Below are 15,978 nucleotides of genomic sequence, written 5' to 3'. Positions count from 1 at the left end.
GTATGCCTATTCAAGGCTGCCGAGGTCGAGCGCCGCGACCTCGTCGAGGATCGTGGCGATCGCGGCGGGGTCGTGGGCGAACCGTCCGAGGAACAGCCCGCCGATCCGCCCCTGCCCCCGGGTGAGCAGGCCGGGTCCGGCACTGCCCCCGTAGAGCACGGTGCTGCCGTGCAGCTCGGGCCGGGTGGCGAGGTGCTGCTCGATCCCGTCGAGCACCGCGACGATGTGGTCGTCCGGTGCGGGTGCCGGTGCACCGATCGCCCACACCGGTTCGTAGGCGACGGTCAGGGGTCCGGCGAGCCCGTCCGCGACGGCGGTCGAGACGGCCCGGTCGAGCTGCGCCGTCACCGCCGCCACGGCCTCGGTCGGATCGGAGGCCCGGTCCGGCTCCCCGACGCAGACCAGCGGACGCAGGTGGTTGCGGAAGGCCGCGTGCACCTTCCCCGCGATCGTCGCGTCGTCCTCGTGGAACAGGGAACGCCGTTCGGCGTGCCCGATCTCGACCAGGTCGACACCGATCTCCCGCAGTTCGGCGCCGGAGACCTCGCCGGTGAACGCGCCTGCGTCTGCCCACGACAGGTCCTGCGCGGCGAGCTGCACACCGGTGCCGGCGAGCAGGTCACGCACCGGGACGAGGGCCGGGAACGTCGGCGCCACGAACAGCGACGCCGCACCCGAGCGCACCGCGGGGTGTCGCCGGGCGATGTCGGCGACCTCGGCCGCCCACGACAGCGTCCGGGCGTGCGAGAAGTACGTCTTCAGCGACACCCCGACGATGGTCACGGGGCGATCGTCTCCACGACGAGGGCGAAGGACAGCGCGCCGGGATCCGCGGTGCCGACGGCCTGGTCGGCGTGGGTCCGTGCCCGGCCCATCTTCGGCACGAGGGACTCCGTGGCGTCCGCTGCCTGTCGGGCGGCGCGGACGGCGTCGCCCCAGGCCTCGGCGAGCGCCGCCCCGGCGTCGAGCCGGGTGCGGAGCACCTCGTCGAACGGCACCAGGGCGTCCACCATCGTCTTGTCACCGACGGTGGCGCCGAACGCGAGCACGGCCTCGGTAGCCGCGCGGACCCCCTGCGCGACGGTGGCACCCGACGGACGCGAGTCGTCCCCGACCACGCGACCCAGTGCCTCCAGGGCGGCACCCCAGATCGCACCGGACGTGCCGCCGGCCTTGTCGGACCAGGCATCCGCGGCGACCAGCAGGACGGTGCCGGCGCCGGCACCGCGGCTGACCGCGTCGGCGGCTGCGACGTCGGCGGCGTGCGATCCGCGCTGCATCCCGATGCCGTGGTCACCGTCGCCGGCCACGGCGTCGATGCGGCCGAGTTCGTCGGCGTGCTCGTCGAGGACGGCTCGGACCGCGGCGAACCCGGCGGCGACCTGTTCGGCGACCGCGCGGGATTCGCCGGTCGCCGGGCCGATGCCCACGCCCTCGGCGTCCGCCGCCACGGTGGACGGGTCGACACGCTGCTCGGCGACCGCACCGCCCTTGCGGTAGGCGGGGGTGTCCGCGGGTGCTGCCCAGAGTTCCTCGAGCTCGTCGTCGAGCCAGAACAGCGTCAGGGAGACCCCGGCCATGTCGAAGCTCGTGACGAGTTCGCCGACCTCGGGTTCCACGATGACGACCCCGGCGTCCGCCAGGCGCCGCTGCACCGAGCGGTAGACGACGAAGAGCTCCTCGTACTTGACCGAGCCCAGGCCGTTCAGGATCGGGACCACCCGCTGGCCCTCGAGTGCCACGCCGTCGGGCAGTTCGTCGAGCAGCCGGGACACCAGCAGCTCGGCCAGCCCGTCCGCCGACGGCACGTCCGTCTCGTCGATGCCCCGCTCGCCGTGGATGCCCATGCCGACCGCCATCCGCCCCTCGGGCACCGTGAACAGGGGTTCCTCAGCACCCGGCAGCGAGCACCCGGAGAACGCGACGCCGAAGCTGCGCGTCCGGTCGTTCGCCCGTTCGGCGACGGCGGCGACCGTGTCGAGGTCGTCCCCGCGCTCGGCGGCGGCGCCGGCGACCTTGAAGACGCAGAGGTCACCCGCGATGCCGCGGCGCTTCGCGCGGTCGTCGGCGGGGGCGCTCGTCACGTCGTCGGTGACGCGGACGGTCCGGACCGGGATGCCGTCGGCCTCGAGCGTGCGCGCCGCGGCGTCGAAGTTCAGGACGTCGCCGGCGTAGTTGCCGTAGCTGAGCAGCACCCCGCCACCGTGCTCCGCGGCCTTCGCGACCCCGGTGACCTGCTGGGCGCTGGGGCTGGCGAACAGGTTGCCCATCGCGGCCCCCGCGGCCAGGCCGTGCCCGACCAGCCCGCCGAACGCGGGGTAGTGGCCCGAGCCGCCGCCGATCACGACCGCGACCGTGCCGTCGGGGCTCGTGGTGGAACGGGCGACCCCGCCGTGCACCCCGCGCACCCACCGCTCGTTCGCGGCGACGAAGCCGTCGGTCGCCTCGTCGGCGAAGTCCGCCGGGTCGTTGAACAGTCTGGTCATCGCGTGCTGCCCTTCGGGTCGGTGGTGCGGACGTGCGAGGTGTCGAGCAGTTCGTCGGCCTTGGCCCCGCGGAAGAACTTGGTGCAGAAGATCATCACCGCGGCGACGAACGCCAGGACGCCGAGCGAGACGATGCCGAACGCGCCGCTGTCGGTCGGCACCACCTCGTTGATGGCGGTGCGCATGATCGGGGCGACGAACCCGCCGAGGTTGCCGAGCGAGTTGATCAGGCCGATGCCCGCGGCCGCTGCGGCACCGGTCAGGAACGCCGTCGGGTAGGCCCAGGTGATCGGGCCGACGGCCAGGAAGCTCGCGACGGCCAGGGTGATGAACAGGATGCCGAGCACGGGCTGCCCGTTCGCACCCGCCCACGCCGACCCGAGGATCGACAGGCCGGTCGTGATGTAGAACAGGGTGCCCCAGCGACGACGGCGTCCGACGGAGTCCGCACGCGACCCGATCAGGTAGCAGGCGACGAGCCCGACGAGCCACGGGATCGCGGTCACGAGCCCGACCTGCCAGCCGACGTCCTGCCCGAGCAGCGAGGACACCTGCTGCGGCAGGTAGAACGTCGTGCCGTACACGGCGACCTGCAGGCAGAAGTAGATGATCGTGAAGTACCAGACGCGCCCGCTCGCCATCGCGCGCCAGATGCCCTTCGGGCCGTCCTCGCTGCGGGCCGTGTCCTCGCGCTCCATGGCCGCGGTGAGCGACGCCTTCTCGCCCGGTTCGAGCCACTTCGCCTGCTGCGGACTGTTCGTCAGGAACACCAGGGCCGCGATGCCCGCGAACACCGCCAGCAACCCCTCGCCGGCGAACATGACCTGCCAGCCGTGGAACGGCGTGACCTGATCGCCGATGCTGATCAGCCCACCGGACAGCGGGGCGCCGATCATCTGCGAGAACGGCTGCGCCAGGTAGAAGATCGCGAACATGCGCACGCGCACCTTGTTCGGGAACCACTCGGACAGGTACATGATCACGCCCGGGAACAGCCCGGCCTCGGTCACGCCCAGGATGAACCGCAGGATGATGAACATCGTGTCGTTCGTCGTGAAGGCGAACAGTGCGGCGACGATGCCCCACGTGACGGCGATCCGGGCGAGCCAGAAGCGCGCACCGAACCGCTTGAGCAGCAGGTTCGACGGGATCTCGAAGATCGCGTAGCCGATGAAGAAGATGCCGGCGCCCAGGGCGAACGCGGCGTCGGAGATGCCGCGGTCGACGCGCAGGGCCTCTTCGGCGAAACCGACGTTCGTGCGGTCGAGGAACGCGACGAAGTACAGGATGACGAGCATCGGCATGAGGTGCTTCGTCGCCTTGCCGATGGCGGACTTGAGGCCGGGGTCGTTCGTCGACCCGAGCGCGGGGGCAGGGGGTAGTGACACGGGTTCGCTCCTTTGCGAGCACGGTGCGGTCGTTCTGGCGTCTGGCGGTCGGTTCGGTCGTCCGGACGGGAGGCACGGATCGCGTCGCCCGGTCGGCGCGCGTTCCGTGGGCGGCTGGCCCTAGTGCATGTACAGGCCGCCGTCGACGTTGAGCGTCTGGCCCGTGACGAACCCGGCGTCCTCGCTGATCAGGTACGCGATGGCGGCAGCGATGTCCCGCGGGGTGCCGATGCGCGGCAGTACGCCGTCGGCGGCCATCTCGGCCTTCCGCTCCTCGGACAGGGTGCCGCCCATGATGTCGGTGTCGATCGGACCGGGCGCGATCGCGTTGACGGTGACGCCGCGCGGGCCGAGCTCGCGCGCCAGGCCACGGGTCAGGCCGATCACGCCGGCCTTCGCCACCGTGTACGGGGTCTTGCTGAAGGTGCCGCCGCCGCGCTGGGCGGAGACCGACGACAGGTTCACGATGCGCCCGTAGCCGGACCGCGCCATCGACTCCGCCGCCCGCAGGCTGGCGAAGTGCACGCCGTCGAGGTTGATCGACAGCACCCGGTGCCACTCCCCCTCGGGCAGGTCGAGGTAGGCGTGCGCGGACGAGACCCCGGCCAGGTTCACCAGTGCGGTGATCGGCCGGAGTTCGGCCTCGATCGTGTCGAAGGCCGCGCGGACGGCGGACTCGTCGGCGACGTTCGCCCCGACACCGACCGCCCGCACGCCGTGCTGTTCGCGGATCTCGGCGGCGACCTGCTCGCTCGCCGTCTGGTCGAGGTCGATGATCCCGACGTCCCACCCGGCCTCGGCCAGGTGGTGGGCGGTGGCGCGGCCGATGCCCCGCGGTGAGGCGGCCCCGGTGAGGACGACGGTGCGGTCCTGGTGCTGGCCGGCTGACTGGTTCTGCGTGCTCATGGTTCGTGCTCCGGGCTCAGTGGATCGGTGCCGGGCCGAGCTCGTCGAGGAGCTTCTGCATCGCCACGTACGCCTTGTTCCGGTAGGCCACGAGCTCGGGCGTGCGGTCGGCCGGCACCTCGAGGTACCCGGCGCCCGACTTCGTGCCGAGCTCACCGGCGTCGACGTGCTGCTGCAGCGACGGCGGGGTGGCGAAGCGCTCGGGCCAGCGGGTCTGCAGCGACTCGAAGCAGAACGCGTAGACGTCGAGCCCGGCCATGTCGGCGATCGCGAACGGACCGAAGAACGGCAGGCGGAACCCGAACGTGGTCCGCACGATGGTGTCGATGTCGTCGGGGCTCGCGATGCCCTCGTCGGCGATCTTCGTGGCCTCCTCGAACAGCGCGTACTGCAGGCGGTTCAGGACGAACCCGGTCGAGTCCTTCACCCGCGCCGACTGCTTGCCGGTCGCGGCGACGACGGCCTCGCCGACCTCGATCGCGTGCTCGTTCGTGGTCGGGTGCGGGATGAGCTCGACGCCGGGGATGAACGGTGCAGGGTTCGAGAAGTGCACGCCGAGGAACCGCTCCGGGCCCACGACCGCCTCGGCCAGCGACTCGATCAGGATCGTCGAGGTGTTCGAGCCGATCACGGCGTCGGGGCGGGCGGCCTCGCTGATGCGGCGGAGCGTGGCGTGCTTGATCTCGAGCTTCTCGGGCACGGCCTCCTCGATGAAGTCGGCGTCGGCGACGGCGGCCTCGATCGACTCGGCAGCGCTCAGGTGTGCGCGGACCCGTTCGACGGCGTCCTCGGGGAACAGCCCGTCGGCGACGAACTGTGCGGTCTCGCCGAGCAGCCGCTCCAGGTTCTGCTGGGCGATCTCGGCCGAGACGTCGGCGATCCGGACGGTGTGGCCAGCGAGGGCGAGGACCTGGGCGATCCCGCCGCCCATGTAGCCGGACCCGACGACGGCGATGTCGAGGGTGCTCATCGGATTGCTCCTTCGGTGCTGGTTGCTGCAGTCGGGGTCGCCGTCGCGTCGAGCTTCGTCGTCGCGAGGACGGATCGGATGTACTGCTGGTTGGTGGCGCAGACGCCGAGGCTGTCCCCGCCGTACTGCTCGGTCATGACGATCCCGCGGAACCCGTCGGCGACGGCCTCGCGCAGGACCTGGCGGTAGTTGATGAGGCCCGTCTCCATGGTGCTCGGCGCGCTCGTCGCCCAGCTGCCGTCGCCGGCCTCGTCACGCGTGTAGTTCTTCACGTGCAGGTAGTTCGTGTGCGGCATGGTCTTCGCGAACAGCTCCCGCCAGTCCTCGACCGGACGGTGCAGACGGATGAGGTTCGCGACGTCCGCGTTCAGCCCGACGTTGTCGAGCCCGATCTCCTCGACCAGGCGGACCGCACTGTCGGCGGTGCCGAGGTACGTGTCCTCGTACAGCTCGAGCGCCATCGGCAGCCCGACGCTCGCAGCGTGCTCGCCGAGCTCCCGCAGTCGCTTGACCGCGGCGTTCCAGACCTCGGGGTCGTCGGGGTCCTTCGGGCCCGGCGCCGTCCAGAACCAGAGCGCCCGCTTCTGGGCGTCGGTGAACGGCTGGTGCAGCCCCGTCGAGAAGACCTGCATGCCCCACTCGGCCGCCGCGTCGATGGTGCGGTGGGCGTAGGCCAGGTTCTCGTCCTCGTGCCCGGGCTGGATGACGCTCTTGCGCTGCAGGTGCACCGAGGGAATCCCGATGCCGTGCGACTTCGCGACGGCGAACAGCTCGTCGCGGCGCGAGGCTTCGAGGTCAGCGGGGCGGATGTGGCTGTCGGCGAGTTCGGCGAGCGAGAAACCGACGGCCTCGATCTGCCCGAACACCTCGTCCCACACCTCGGCGGGGGCGTCGTGGAAGGCCGTCCCGTCGCGGGTGACCTGCGCGAACCCGTGCAGGCAGGCCGCGATCGGCCAGGTCTCCGACGTCCAGGTGGTGGGGTCCCAATCCTGGTCGACCCAGTCCTGTGGAGTGGTCACGGAATGCTCCTTTGCATGTCGTGGTGGTTCAGCCTTGAACCTCTTTCCTATAGGAAAGATACTCGCACAACGCTGGAACGCAACCCCTCTGCCTCAGCTCGTGTGGGACGCGTCCGCGCGCGAACGCAACCGGACGGCGTCGATGTGGAGCCGCATAGCGGCGACGGCCGACGTCGGGTCCGCAGCCAGCGCCTCCAGGATGGCCCGGTGTTCTTGGACCGCACGATCCGTGTCGTCCCCGCCACCCTCGACGATCTGCCGCATGCGGTGCACGCGCGTCGTGATGATCTCGGACATCTCCTCGAGGAACGGGTTCCGTGTCGCGTCGAAGATCAGCTGGTGGAACTGCCAGTCGCTGCGGAAGAAGCGGGCCATCAGCTCCTCCGGCGCGTGCGCAGCACCGACGGACGCGACCTCGGCGGCCACCGCAGCCTGCTCGTCGAGCGCTGCTGCCAGTCGCTCGCGCAGGCCGTCGACGTCGCCGCGGGCCGCGAGCTCGACGGCGCCGCTCTCCACGATCAGCCGGGCGTCGAACAGGGCCTCGAGCTGGTCACCGGCCAGGGGCGGGGAGACCCGGTAGCCCTTGTTCGCCTCACGGGTGACGAGGCCGGTGCGTTCGAGTTGCACCAGGGCTTCGCGCACCGGGGTCGGCGAGACCCCGAGACTGCGGGCGAGGCCGTCGATCGACAGCCGCATGCCCGGTTCGACGTCGTGGCCCATCAGGACCTCGAGCACCCGGTCGTACACGCGGTCACGCAGGCCGAGCTGCGTGATGCGCTCCGTCTCGAAGCCGGGCATGGTCGTGGACATGGGTCGATCCTAGAGAATCCACGACTCGGGCTCGGTGGGAGGGCTCCGAGCCTGGTGGCGCCGCCGCCGGGCCCCGCTCCTGCGATCGACTCGCACGACCAGGCCCACGACCAACTTACTCGGGGCGACACAGCCCTTCAGTCCCTTGACCTGCTTGCTCGCGACCCCCGCCGCACTGTCGCGAGGCTCCCACTGCTAAGCACCCCGAGGAGGAGCGCGAAACCGTGGAACGTTCAGCGCCCGTTCACCGGGCTTTTTTGCGGGAGGGCAAGAACCGATCCCAGGCTCTGCGATGCAGCATGCGGCGCGAGCATTGGCTCCGCGGATCCCGCACGAGGGGACGATCGTCGGGTGGGTTGTCCGCATTCGGGTCGACTGAGGCCGATCGAGTTGCGTCCGGTTCAACCCGACTCAGCCGCGTCGACGCATCGGGGTTTGAGGACCACGGACATCGACGCCGCGAGTGGCAACGTCGCATCAGCTCCTGAGTGCCCGCTTGCCCATCGGTCACCAGTCGGCAAGCCCAGGGGTCCGCAGCCGCCGCGGCGATCTGGCTCGCGCCATGCTCGTGCTTCTCGTCTCTGACGATCAGAACTGTCGAACGGTCCGCACGACGTTGGGCAATGTGATCGGATCGAGCACACCGTGGTGCACTGCCCACACCACCCACACCATCTGGGCGGGCAAGGCGATGACGACCAACACCGTCAGCACGGACATCACGCGAACGGCCCACGCCAGGACGGCCTGCGGGTCGAACCTTCCGGACGGATCGATCCGTCGGGACAGCTGCCATCCGACCGCCGCGGCCGCGACGTTGATCGCGACGAGCCACCAGGTCGGATGCGACTGGAAGTCGAACTCGCGGTCTGCGACGCCGGGCTGTGTCGCCGAGACCTGCCACGCCGATGCGACGGCCTGCACGACCACGAACATCGTGGTCCATCCGGCCAGACGAGGCCCGTCGATCGACACCGGGCGGAGTCGGCGTGTGCCGCCATGCCGGGCATCGGTGGTCGGGGTCGTGGACATGGGGTGATCATGGCAGACACCAACCAGGGCGAACGCCACGTGGATCACCGTGCTGCGCAATTGAACAGGCAGAGCGGATGCACCCACACCGAGAAGACCGCCTCATACATCGCCCGGTAGCGGATCGGCTAGCGGACGCTCTTGACTCGTTGATCTTCAGCGAATTTTCCTGAGACGATTGCGCTCGCGATTCCGAGCACGACCGCCCCAAAGCGCGACCCGGTTCTGGGCTCGACGTCGAAGTCGGAGATGCTCACGCCAAAGAGGCTATAGGGCGAGCGCGGCGGTCGTTCCAACCGGGCACGCCGCCCGGTAGAGGATCGGTCAGCGGGCGCGGGTGAACTGCTGCGCGCTCCGCCGGAGCTCCGAACGCAAGGCGGTCGTCGAGACGCGGCCGAGACTCGCCATCCTGCGGAGTCACACGTCGAGCATGAAGGCCCAGCCGATAACGAGGAACCCCGCGATGATCAGAGTCGCGAGCCCCGTCCAGAACCAGGGCGCCCCCGGTCGCCTGGTCATTTGACCTCGTCCGAACCCGTACTCGCGGACCGTCACCACAACCGAACGGAAGAGCAGTCCCGCTCCGATGAGCCCGACGAGCACAAAGGCAGACCAGATCCACCAGGAGAACGTCATGAGTCGAGCATGCCCCACTCGTGACCGCTCCGCGTTGTGACCGGTGACCGATAGCTCAGTGAAACGGGGACTGCGGCCGTTCGATCCCGACTGCCGAGGCCCGGACGCCGCTCACGGCACCCGCACGAACTGCGGCGCCCCACGGTCCCGCAACCGGAACCCCAGGTGCTGGTACAGCCCGATCGCCCCGGTGTTCCCGGCGGCCGCGTGCATCAGCGGGGTCTCGCCCCGCTCTCGGATCCCGTGCGCGACGGCGAGCACCAGCCGACGTCCGAACCCCTGCCCCCGGTACGCCTCGTCCGTGCACACTGCGCTGATCTCGGTCCACCCCGGCGGGTGCAACCGCTCCCCCGCCATGGCGACGAGCCGCCCGTCCCGCCGGATGCCCAGGTACGTGCCGAGCTCGATCGTCCGCGGCAGGAACGGCCCCGGCTTCGTCCGCTCCACCAGGGCGGTCATCTCCGGCACGTCGTCGGGCGTCAGCACGATCGTCTCGGGATCCGGCACACCCTCGATCGCCTCACCGGTCAGCTGCACGCCGCCGGCACCCTCGACGAGTTCCCACCCCTCGGGCAGCACGGCGGCCGCACCGACGCCGAGCATCCCGCCCGACCCGAGCAGCGCCCGGACGTTCTCCCAGTCCTGCGGCGTGGGCTGCGCGGGGATCCCCGTCCACACCGACACGTCGGTCTGGTAGCGGACGACGTCGCCGCGCCGCTCGGCGAACCGCGCGTGGTGGCTGTTCAGCGCGGCCATCGCGGGCGCGTCGAGCACCCGCGTCGGGGTGCCGTCGTCGGCGATGGTCAGGTCGAGCGTCCGGAGCGCCTCGCCGCGGGAGTCACCGCCGCGGAACCCGAGGTCCTCGATCCGCCGTCGATCGCCGTCCGTCCACCCGGCGGTGTCCGCGACGACGCCCGAGGCGTACTGGTTCGTGGCACGGTGGACGACCTGCTCGACGTCCGCTGCCGCGGCCACGAGGACCTCTCCGGGTCGGGGCTGGGCGGTCGCAGTCGTCGTCATCCCACCATTCTCCGCCCGCGGCGAGCGCCGCCGGCGCGTGGTCGCTCCAGCAGGGCACTCACCGCCCCACGCCGTCGCCTCCGGCCCCAGCGGTCCCCACGATCCACGTGTCCTTCACGCCACCACCCTGCGACGAGTTGACGACCATGCTGCCCTCGGGCGCGACGCGCGTCAGCGCCACGTCGGCCAGGTGCACGTCGTCCGGCCCGGTCCCCGTCGCGTAGACGAAGGCCCGCAGGTCCACGTGCCGCGGGTCGAGACCTGCCGGTCCGATCGTCGGGTGCGAGGACAGCTGCACGACCTCCTGTCCCACCCACCCGGCGGGGTCCGCGGCGATCTCGCGCCGTCGTTCGGCCACCTCGGGGGCGCTCGCGCTCGGTCCGATCAGGACCCCGCGCCCGCCCTCGCCGTCGACCGGCTTCGTGACGAGTTCCCCGACGCGGTCGAGGACCGACAGCCGTTCGACCTCGATGCTCGTGCGGTAGGTCGGCACCGATGCCAGCAGGGGTTTCTCGTCCAGGTAGTACCAGATCAGGTCCGGCACGGTGACGTACATCGCCTTGTCGTCGACCAGCGCGTTGCCCGGCGCGTTCGCCAGGTAGATGCGGCCTGCCTCCGCCGCGTCGAGGATCCGGGCACCCAGGTCGGGAGCGTGCTCCGCCGTCAGCGCGCTGACGTCGCGGTCGATCCGCAGGTACAGCCCGTCGAGCACGTCACCCGTCGTCGCGTCGACCACGCGTCCGTCACGGACGTCCAGGTCCGACCCGGACAGGAGGCGCATCCCGGCCCCGTCGGCCAGCCTGCGGTGCTCGAACCACGCGCCGGCGGCGGGGCCGTCGCTGACCAGTGCGATCACGGGGTCGGCCGCGCCCGTCACCGCGGAGGTGTTCTCGCAGAGGGTCCGGCACAGCCGGTCGGTCACGCCGTGCGGGTCGCGCAGGTGCGCCGGCCGCGGGGCGTCCGGCACGACGTCGTCCATCAGCTCGCGCAGGGCGATGCCGTACGCGACGCCCGAGGGCGAGCGGACGTTGTCCTCGAGCACCCGCCAGCCGCCGAACTCGTTGCGCACCAGGTCGAACCCGAGCACCGGCGCACGGACCGCCGTCGCCGGCAGCCGGGTAGCGTCTGGGTCCCAGCCCTTCGCGCCGACGAAGTGGTCGGCGTCCAGCACGCCGTCGGCCACGATCCGCCGGTCGCCGTACGCGTCACGCAGGAACAGTTCGATCGCACGGGCACGCTGCCCCAGGCCACGCTCGAGCTGCGACCACTCGTACGCGCTGATCGTCCGGGGCACCAGGTCGCATCCGAACTCCTGCGCACCACCGTCCACCACGAAGCCGACGTGGTGCTCACGGGTCCAGACGTCGCGGGCGGCGCAGCGCTCGATCGCGGTCTGGGCGTCCCAGCCGCTGAAGAAGGTCGCGAGCGCACGGAACGCGGGGCGTGGGCGGGCTCCCGGTCCGACCGCCTCGTCACCGGCACGGACGCGGTACCCCGGGATCGGGGCCACCGGGTCCTCGTCGCGGCCGGACGGGAGCCCCGCGGTGTCCTCGACCACCAGGGCGACGACGTCGTCGAGCTCCCCGCGCTCGGCGTAGGCGGTGCGCTGCCGGTCGGTGGAGTTGCCGCGCGCCAGGGTGTCCTCCAGCAGCTCCGTCACCGTGCCCCAGTCGCCGAGCTCCTCGAGTTCCGGGCGCAGGCGGGAGACGAGCTGGCGCACCGCGACCTCGGCGGGCAGGCGCTCGGGGTGCTGCCCGAGGCCGACCAGCTCACCGCTGAGCCCCGAGCGCGCGGCCTGCCACATCGCCGCACGGTGCAGGGGTTCGCTGCGCGGGTGCCACTCGGCGCCGGATTCGACCGACTTCTCGGCCCTGCGCACCGCGGCGCGGAAGAGTCCGGCGATGAGCACGGCGTCGTCCACCACCGGTGTGGCGTCGCAGACCCGCAGTTCGAGCGTCGGCGCGTGCGACGACGGCCGCACGTCGAAGTAGGCCATCTTCTTGTCGGCGATCACCCCGGAGGCGATCAGGTCGTCGAGCACCCGGTCGTACTCGGCGGCGTCCGCGACCGGACCGAAGCTGCCGGCCGACGGCCACCGCTGCCAGATGATGCTGCGGAACGACGCGTAGCCGGTGTCCTGCCCGTTCCAGAACGGACTCGATGCACTCAGTGCGAGCAGCGACGGGAGCACGGGCGCCACCCGCTGGGCGATCAGCACCGCCAGGTCGCGGTCGCTCACCCCGACGTGCACCTGCAGACCGCAGATGAGCTGTTCGTCGACGAGCATCCGGTACTGCTCCTGCATGCGGCCGTACCGTCCGCCGGAGCTCAGCTCGAAGTCGGCGTACTCCGACCTCGGCGCGGTGCCGACGGCGGCGATGGTGACCCCGGCCGGGGCGATCGCGGCCCTGAGCTCACTGCGCAGGTCGACGATCACCCGCCGGAGGTCATCCAGGGTCCGCACCACGGGGGTGTTCGTCTCGATCGTCGTGCGCTGCAGTTCGGCGCCGAAGCGGTCGGTGGGCAGTTTGGGCAGAAGGCGCGGGGCCTTCGCGGAAAGTCGTCCGGACTCGAGGTCGATGAGGTGCAGCTCTTCCTCGGCGCCGAGCGTCAGCTCTGCACTCATGGCTGGAACCTACGCGTGCGACATGTCGTGCGTCCACCGCCGCTCCGCCCGACCCACGCTCGTAACGCGCTCGACATCCGGACCGGCGGAACGACCGACGGGAGGCGCGGTGCCAGCTGGCACCGCGCCTCCCGTCCGTCGTCAGTCGCCGCTACTGCGGGTCGGCGGGCTCGCCGCCCGAGTCGACGTCGCTGTCCTGCTGCGGGTCCTCCGTCGCGTCGCCCGTGGACGAGCCGTCGGGGAGGTCCTCGGTGTACTGCTGCTGGGTCTCGGTGGGATCGCTGGATCCGTCCGGTGTCGTCGAATCAGTCATGGTCCGGACGGTACGCGGACCGGTACCCAGCCCCGTTCAGCGAGCGGCTGCGCGCCGGAGCGCCACCCACTGCAGCAGCATGATCGTCTTGCCGTCGGCGATCCGGCCGTCCGCGACCATCGCGAGCGCGTCGTCGAGCGCGACCTCGAGCACCTCGATGTCCTCGCCCTCGTCCTCCACACCACCGCCGGCCTCGACCCGGTCCGCCGGCGTGTACGCGCCGACGTAGAAGTGGACCCGTTCGGTGACCGACCCCGGGCTCATGAAGACGTCGCCCAGGCGGTCCAGGGCGCCGAGCCGGATGCCGAGTTCCTCGACGGCCTCGCGGCGGACGGCGGTCTCGGGGTCGTCCTCGTCGAGCAGTCCCGCCGCCGCCTCGATCAACATGCCGTCCGGGTGCCCGTTCACGTACGCGGGCCACCGGAACTGCCGGGTCAGCAGCACCGTGCCGCGCTCGGCGTCGTACGGCAGCACGGTCGCACCGTTGCCCCGGTCGTAGGTCTCGCGCTGCTGCCGGTCCCACCGACCGTCGCGGCGCCGGACGTCGAGGGTCGTGCGCCGGAGCACGTGCCAGCCGTTCGACACCACCTCGACGTCCCGCACGACCACGTCCGGGTTGCGGTCGAGGTCGCGGCCGACGGCGTCGAGCCCGGTCCGCCCACGGTCATCGGGCACGTCGACACCGGGGCGGGGAACGGTCGTGGGTTCGTCGGTCACCCCGGTCACGCTAGCGGGGCACCACGGCCCCGCGCTGCCCCGGTCGGTACGCTCGAGGTGCCGCACCAGGGAGCGGCAGAGGACGGTGCAGCATGACCAGGACGTTCATCCCCCGACGACCGGACCGACCGCAGGTGGTCACCGTGTCCTTCGTGCTGTGGCTGGTGTGGGTGGCCGCCTGCGTCGCGTCCACGGTGCTCCAGTTCTCCGCGACGAACGCCATGACCGGACGGGCGCCGGTCCTCGCCGGGATCGTGGCCCTGGTGCTCTGGGCCCTGGTGGCCTGGGCGGTGTTCCGGATGGCCGCGGGTTCCCGGGTCGCGCGCATCGTGCTCGTGGTCGTCGCGGCCTTCCGCGCGGTCCTCAGCCTCACCGGGGGCGAGCTCGCGGTCCTGACGATCGCGCTGTCGGTCGTCGCCGCGGTCCTGCTCTTCCTGCCCACCGCGCGCCCGTTCTTCGCGGCGACGGACGCGGCACGAACCGGCCACGGGATCCGCGGAACCGGCGTGTCGGGGCCGAGCCGTGCCTCCAGGCCGGACGCCGACCACACGTCGGAGCCGGATCGGTCCTGATCGGGGACCGACCCCGGATCGACCCCCGGAAACAGGAAACGGCCCCGGATTGCTCCGGGGCCGTTCCTGTTCTTCGCCTGGTGCGCGAGGGGGGACTTGAACCCCCACGCCGTTTCCAGCACACGGACCTGAACCGTGCGCGTCTACCAATTCCGCCACTCGCGCCAGCCCCGAAACACTACCACGCACAGACGGGTGTCAACGCCAACCACTACCATGCAGTGGTTGACGACCGACGACACGGGAGACGCATGGGCCTGCTGGACAACTTCGAGCGAGGGTTGGAACGCGCCGTCAACGGTGCGTTCGCGAAGACCTTCCGCTCCGGGGTGCAGCCCGTCGAGATCTCGAGCGCCCTCCGGCGCGAGCTCGACACGAAGGCCGCAGTGGTCTCCCGCGAGCGCATCCTCGTGCCGAACGAGTTCACCGTGCACCTCGCGCCGCCGGACTTCACCCGCATGAACGACGTCGGCCGTCCGCTCATCGACGAACTGACCCAGATGGTGCACCAACACGCCGTGGCGCAGAACTACTCGTTCTCCGGCCCGGTCACCATCCGGCTCCAGCAGGACGGCACGCTCTCGACGGGCATCCTGCAGATCGACTCCACCACCGTGCAGCGCGACGTCGCGTGGATCCCGGTGCTCGACATCGGCTCCCAGCGCCACCGTCTGCACCGCGGACGCACGGTGATCGGGCGCGGCAGCGACGCGGACATCACCATCGCGGACACCGGGACGAGCCGGAAGCACGTCGAGGTCCTGTGGGACGGCAAGCACGCACAGGCCACCGATCTCGGCTCCACGAACGGCTCGAAGCTGAACGGTCAGCACTTCCAGCAGGCGATCGTTGAGCCGGACTCCACCATCGAGATCGGTCGTACCCGTATGGTGTTCCGGGTGATCCCGGAGAACGACGGAGGTGCTCGATGACAACAGGCCTGACCCTGCTCGTCCTGCGCTTCGCGTTCCTCGCGGTGCTCTGGCTGTTCGTCTTCGTGATCGTGTTCGCCCTGCGCAGCGATCTGTTCGGCCAGCGCGTGCGTACGATCCCGACCGATCCCAAGTCGGCCCCGTCCGGGCCGAGCACCCCCACCGCCCCTGCGGCGGCGGCCCCCGGCCCCGCCTCGAGCGGTGCGTTCACGGACCTGATCGAACGGCCGGGAGGCACGCAGCAGTCCGCCTCGCCGGTCGCCGCCCGCCTCGTCATCACCGAGGGCGCGCGCGAAGGCATGGAGATGCCGCTGGGCGGCGGCCCGATCACGATCGGGCGTTCGAGCGAATCGAACGTCGTGATCCGTGACGACTACACCTCGACCAACCACGCCCGCCTCGACCTCCGTGCCGACGGCTGGCTCCTCACCGACCTCGAGTCCACGAACGGCACCTTCGTCAACGGTCAGAAGGTGAGCGCTCCCGTCCTCGTGGCGGCAGGCACGCCGATCACGATCGGGACGACGACGTTCGAGCTGCGGCGGTAACCC

Annotated in this window: 16 protein-coding genes and 1 tRNA gene; 3 read left to right on the top strand and 14 right to left on the bottom strand. The window is 71.1% G+C overall.

The features are described from left to right. Positions 1-6: 6 nt before the first annotated feature. The 13 genes from KK087_RS06370 to KK087_RS06315 all read right to left on the bottom strand — a co-directional run bounded on the left by KK087_RS06370 (position 7) and on the right by KK087_RS06315 (position 13,923). Positions 7-783, bottom strand: a complete 777-nt coding sequence (locus KK087_RS06370) for a triose-phosphate isomerase family protein (protein ID WP_214564569.1) — start codon at positions 781-783, stop codon at positions 7-9. Continuing rightward, positions 780-2,486, bottom strand: a complete 1,707-nt coding sequence (locus tag KK087_RS06365; protein ID WP_214564568.1) for a dihydroxyacetone kinase family protein — start codon at positions 2,484-2,486, stop codon at positions 780-782. Before KK087_RS06365 ends, KK087_RS06370 begins: the two co-directional genes overlap by 4 nt. Further along, on the bottom strand, positions 2,483-3,874 hold the full coding sequence (locus KK087_RS06360; protein ID WP_214564567.1) for an MFS transporter: 1,392 nt from the start codon (positions 3,872-3,874) through the stop codon (positions 2,483-2,485). The genes KK087_RS06365 and KK087_RS06360 overlap by 4 nt, the downstream gene beginning before the upstream one ends. 120 nt (positions 3,875-3,994) lie before the next feature. Continuing rightward, a complete protein-coding gene (locus KK087_RS06355) occupies positions 3,995-4,780 on the bottom strand; it encodes an SDR family NAD(P)-dependent oxidoreductase (protein WP_214564566.1) in 786 nt (261 codons plus the stop codon). A gap of 16 nt (positions 4,781-4,796) precedes the next feature. Further along, positions 4,797-5,750, bottom strand: a complete 954-nt coding sequence (locus KK087_RS06350) for a 3-hydroxyacyl-CoA dehydrogenase family protein (RefSeq protein ID WP_214564565.1) — start codon at positions 5,748-5,750, stop codon at positions 4,797-4,799. Next, positions 5,747-6,769, bottom strand: coding sequence for a sugar phosphate isomerase/epimerase family protein (locus tag KK087_RS06345; RefSeq protein WP_214564564.1), 1,023 nt, complete (start codon positions 6,767-6,769; stop codon positions 5,747-5,749). Before KK087_RS06345 ends, KK087_RS06350 begins: the two co-directional genes overlap by 4 nt. Before the next feature lie 93 nt (positions 6,770-6,862). Continuing rightward, entirely contained in the window at positions 6,863-7,579 is a 717-nt protein-coding gene (locus tag KK087_RS06340; RefSeq protein ID WP_214564563.1) for a GntR family transcriptional regulator, read from the bottom strand. A 588-nt stretch (positions 7,580-8,167) separates the two neighbouring features. Beyond that, complete coding sequence (locus KK087_RS06335) at positions 8,168-8,611, bottom strand: hypothetical protein (protein WP_214564562.1); 444 nt, start codon at positions 8,609-8,611, stop codon at positions 8,168-8,170. 128 nt (positions 8,612-8,739) lie between these two features. Then, positions 8,740-8,868 (bottom strand): hypothetical protein, encoded by a 129-nt coding sequence (locus KK087_RS17620; RefSeq protein WP_284732947.1) that lies wholly within the window; start codon positions 8,866-8,868, stop codon positions 8,740-8,742. A gap of 490 nt (positions 8,869-9,358) precedes the next feature. After that, entirely contained in the window at positions 9,359-10,267 is a 909-nt protein-coding gene (locus KK087_RS06330; RefSeq protein ID WP_214564561.1) for a GNAT family N-acetyltransferase, read from the bottom strand. Positions 10,268-10,325: 58 nt separating this feature from the next. Beyond that, positions 10,326-12,893: a carboxylate--amine ligase/circularly permuted type 2 ATP-grasp protein gene (locus tag KK087_RS06325; RefSeq protein WP_214564560.1), complete on the bottom strand. Its 2,568-nt coding sequence runs from the start codon at positions 12,891-12,893 to the stop codon at positions 10,326-10,328. Between the two features lie 151 nt (positions 12,894-13,044). Next, positions 13,045-13,206, bottom strand: a complete 162-nt coding sequence (locus KK087_RS06320) for a hypothetical protein (RefSeq protein WP_198657199.1) — start codon at positions 13,204-13,206, stop codon at positions 13,045-13,047. A 36-nt stretch (positions 13,207-13,242) separates the two neighbouring features. Beyond that, positions 13,243-13,923, bottom strand: a complete 681-nt coding sequence (locus KK087_RS06315; protein ID WP_214543798.1) for an NUDIX domain-containing protein — start codon at positions 13,921-13,923, stop codon at positions 13,243-13,245. 92 nt (positions 13,924-14,015) lie between these two features. Here KK087_RS06315 and KK087_RS06310 point away from each other — a divergent pair, with 92 nt between their 5' ends. Further along, entirely contained in the window at positions 14,016-14,495 is a 480-nt protein-coding gene (locus tag KK087_RS06310; protein ID WP_214564559.1) for a hypothetical protein, read from the top strand. A gap of 78 nt (positions 14,496-14,573) precedes the next feature. Here the strand turns inward: KK087_RS06310 and KK087_RS06305 are convergent. Further along, a tRNA-Leu gene (locus KK087_RS06305) sits at positions 14,574-14,660 on the bottom strand. A gap of 86 nt (positions 14,661-14,746) precedes the next feature. Here KK087_RS06305 and KK087_RS06300 point away from each other — a divergent pair. Together KK087_RS06300 and KK087_RS06295 are read left to right on the top strand one after the other, a co-directional pair. Beyond that, positions 14,747-15,427, top strand: a complete 681-nt coding sequence (locus tag KK087_RS06300; RefSeq protein ID WP_214529238.1) for an FHA domain-containing protein — start codon at positions 14,747-14,749, stop codon at positions 15,425-15,427. Beyond that, complete coding sequence (locus KK087_RS06295) at positions 15,424-15,975, top strand: FHA domain-containing protein FhaB/FipA (RefSeq protein WP_214529239.1); 552 nt, start codon at positions 15,424-15,426, stop codon at positions 15,973-15,975. Before KK087_RS06300 ends, KK087_RS06295 begins: the two co-directional genes overlap by 4 nt. Positions 15,976-15,978 lie beyond the last annotated feature (3 nt).

This window comes from Curtobacterium aurantiacum, from assembly GCF_018598555.1.
Lineage (GTDB): Bacteria > Actinomycetota > Actinomycetes > Actinomycetales > Microbacteriaceae > Curtobacterium > Curtobacterium aurantiacum.
The sequence above is the reverse complement of the archived record's forward strand: the minus strand, read 5'-3'. Positions and strand labels throughout refer to the sequence as shown.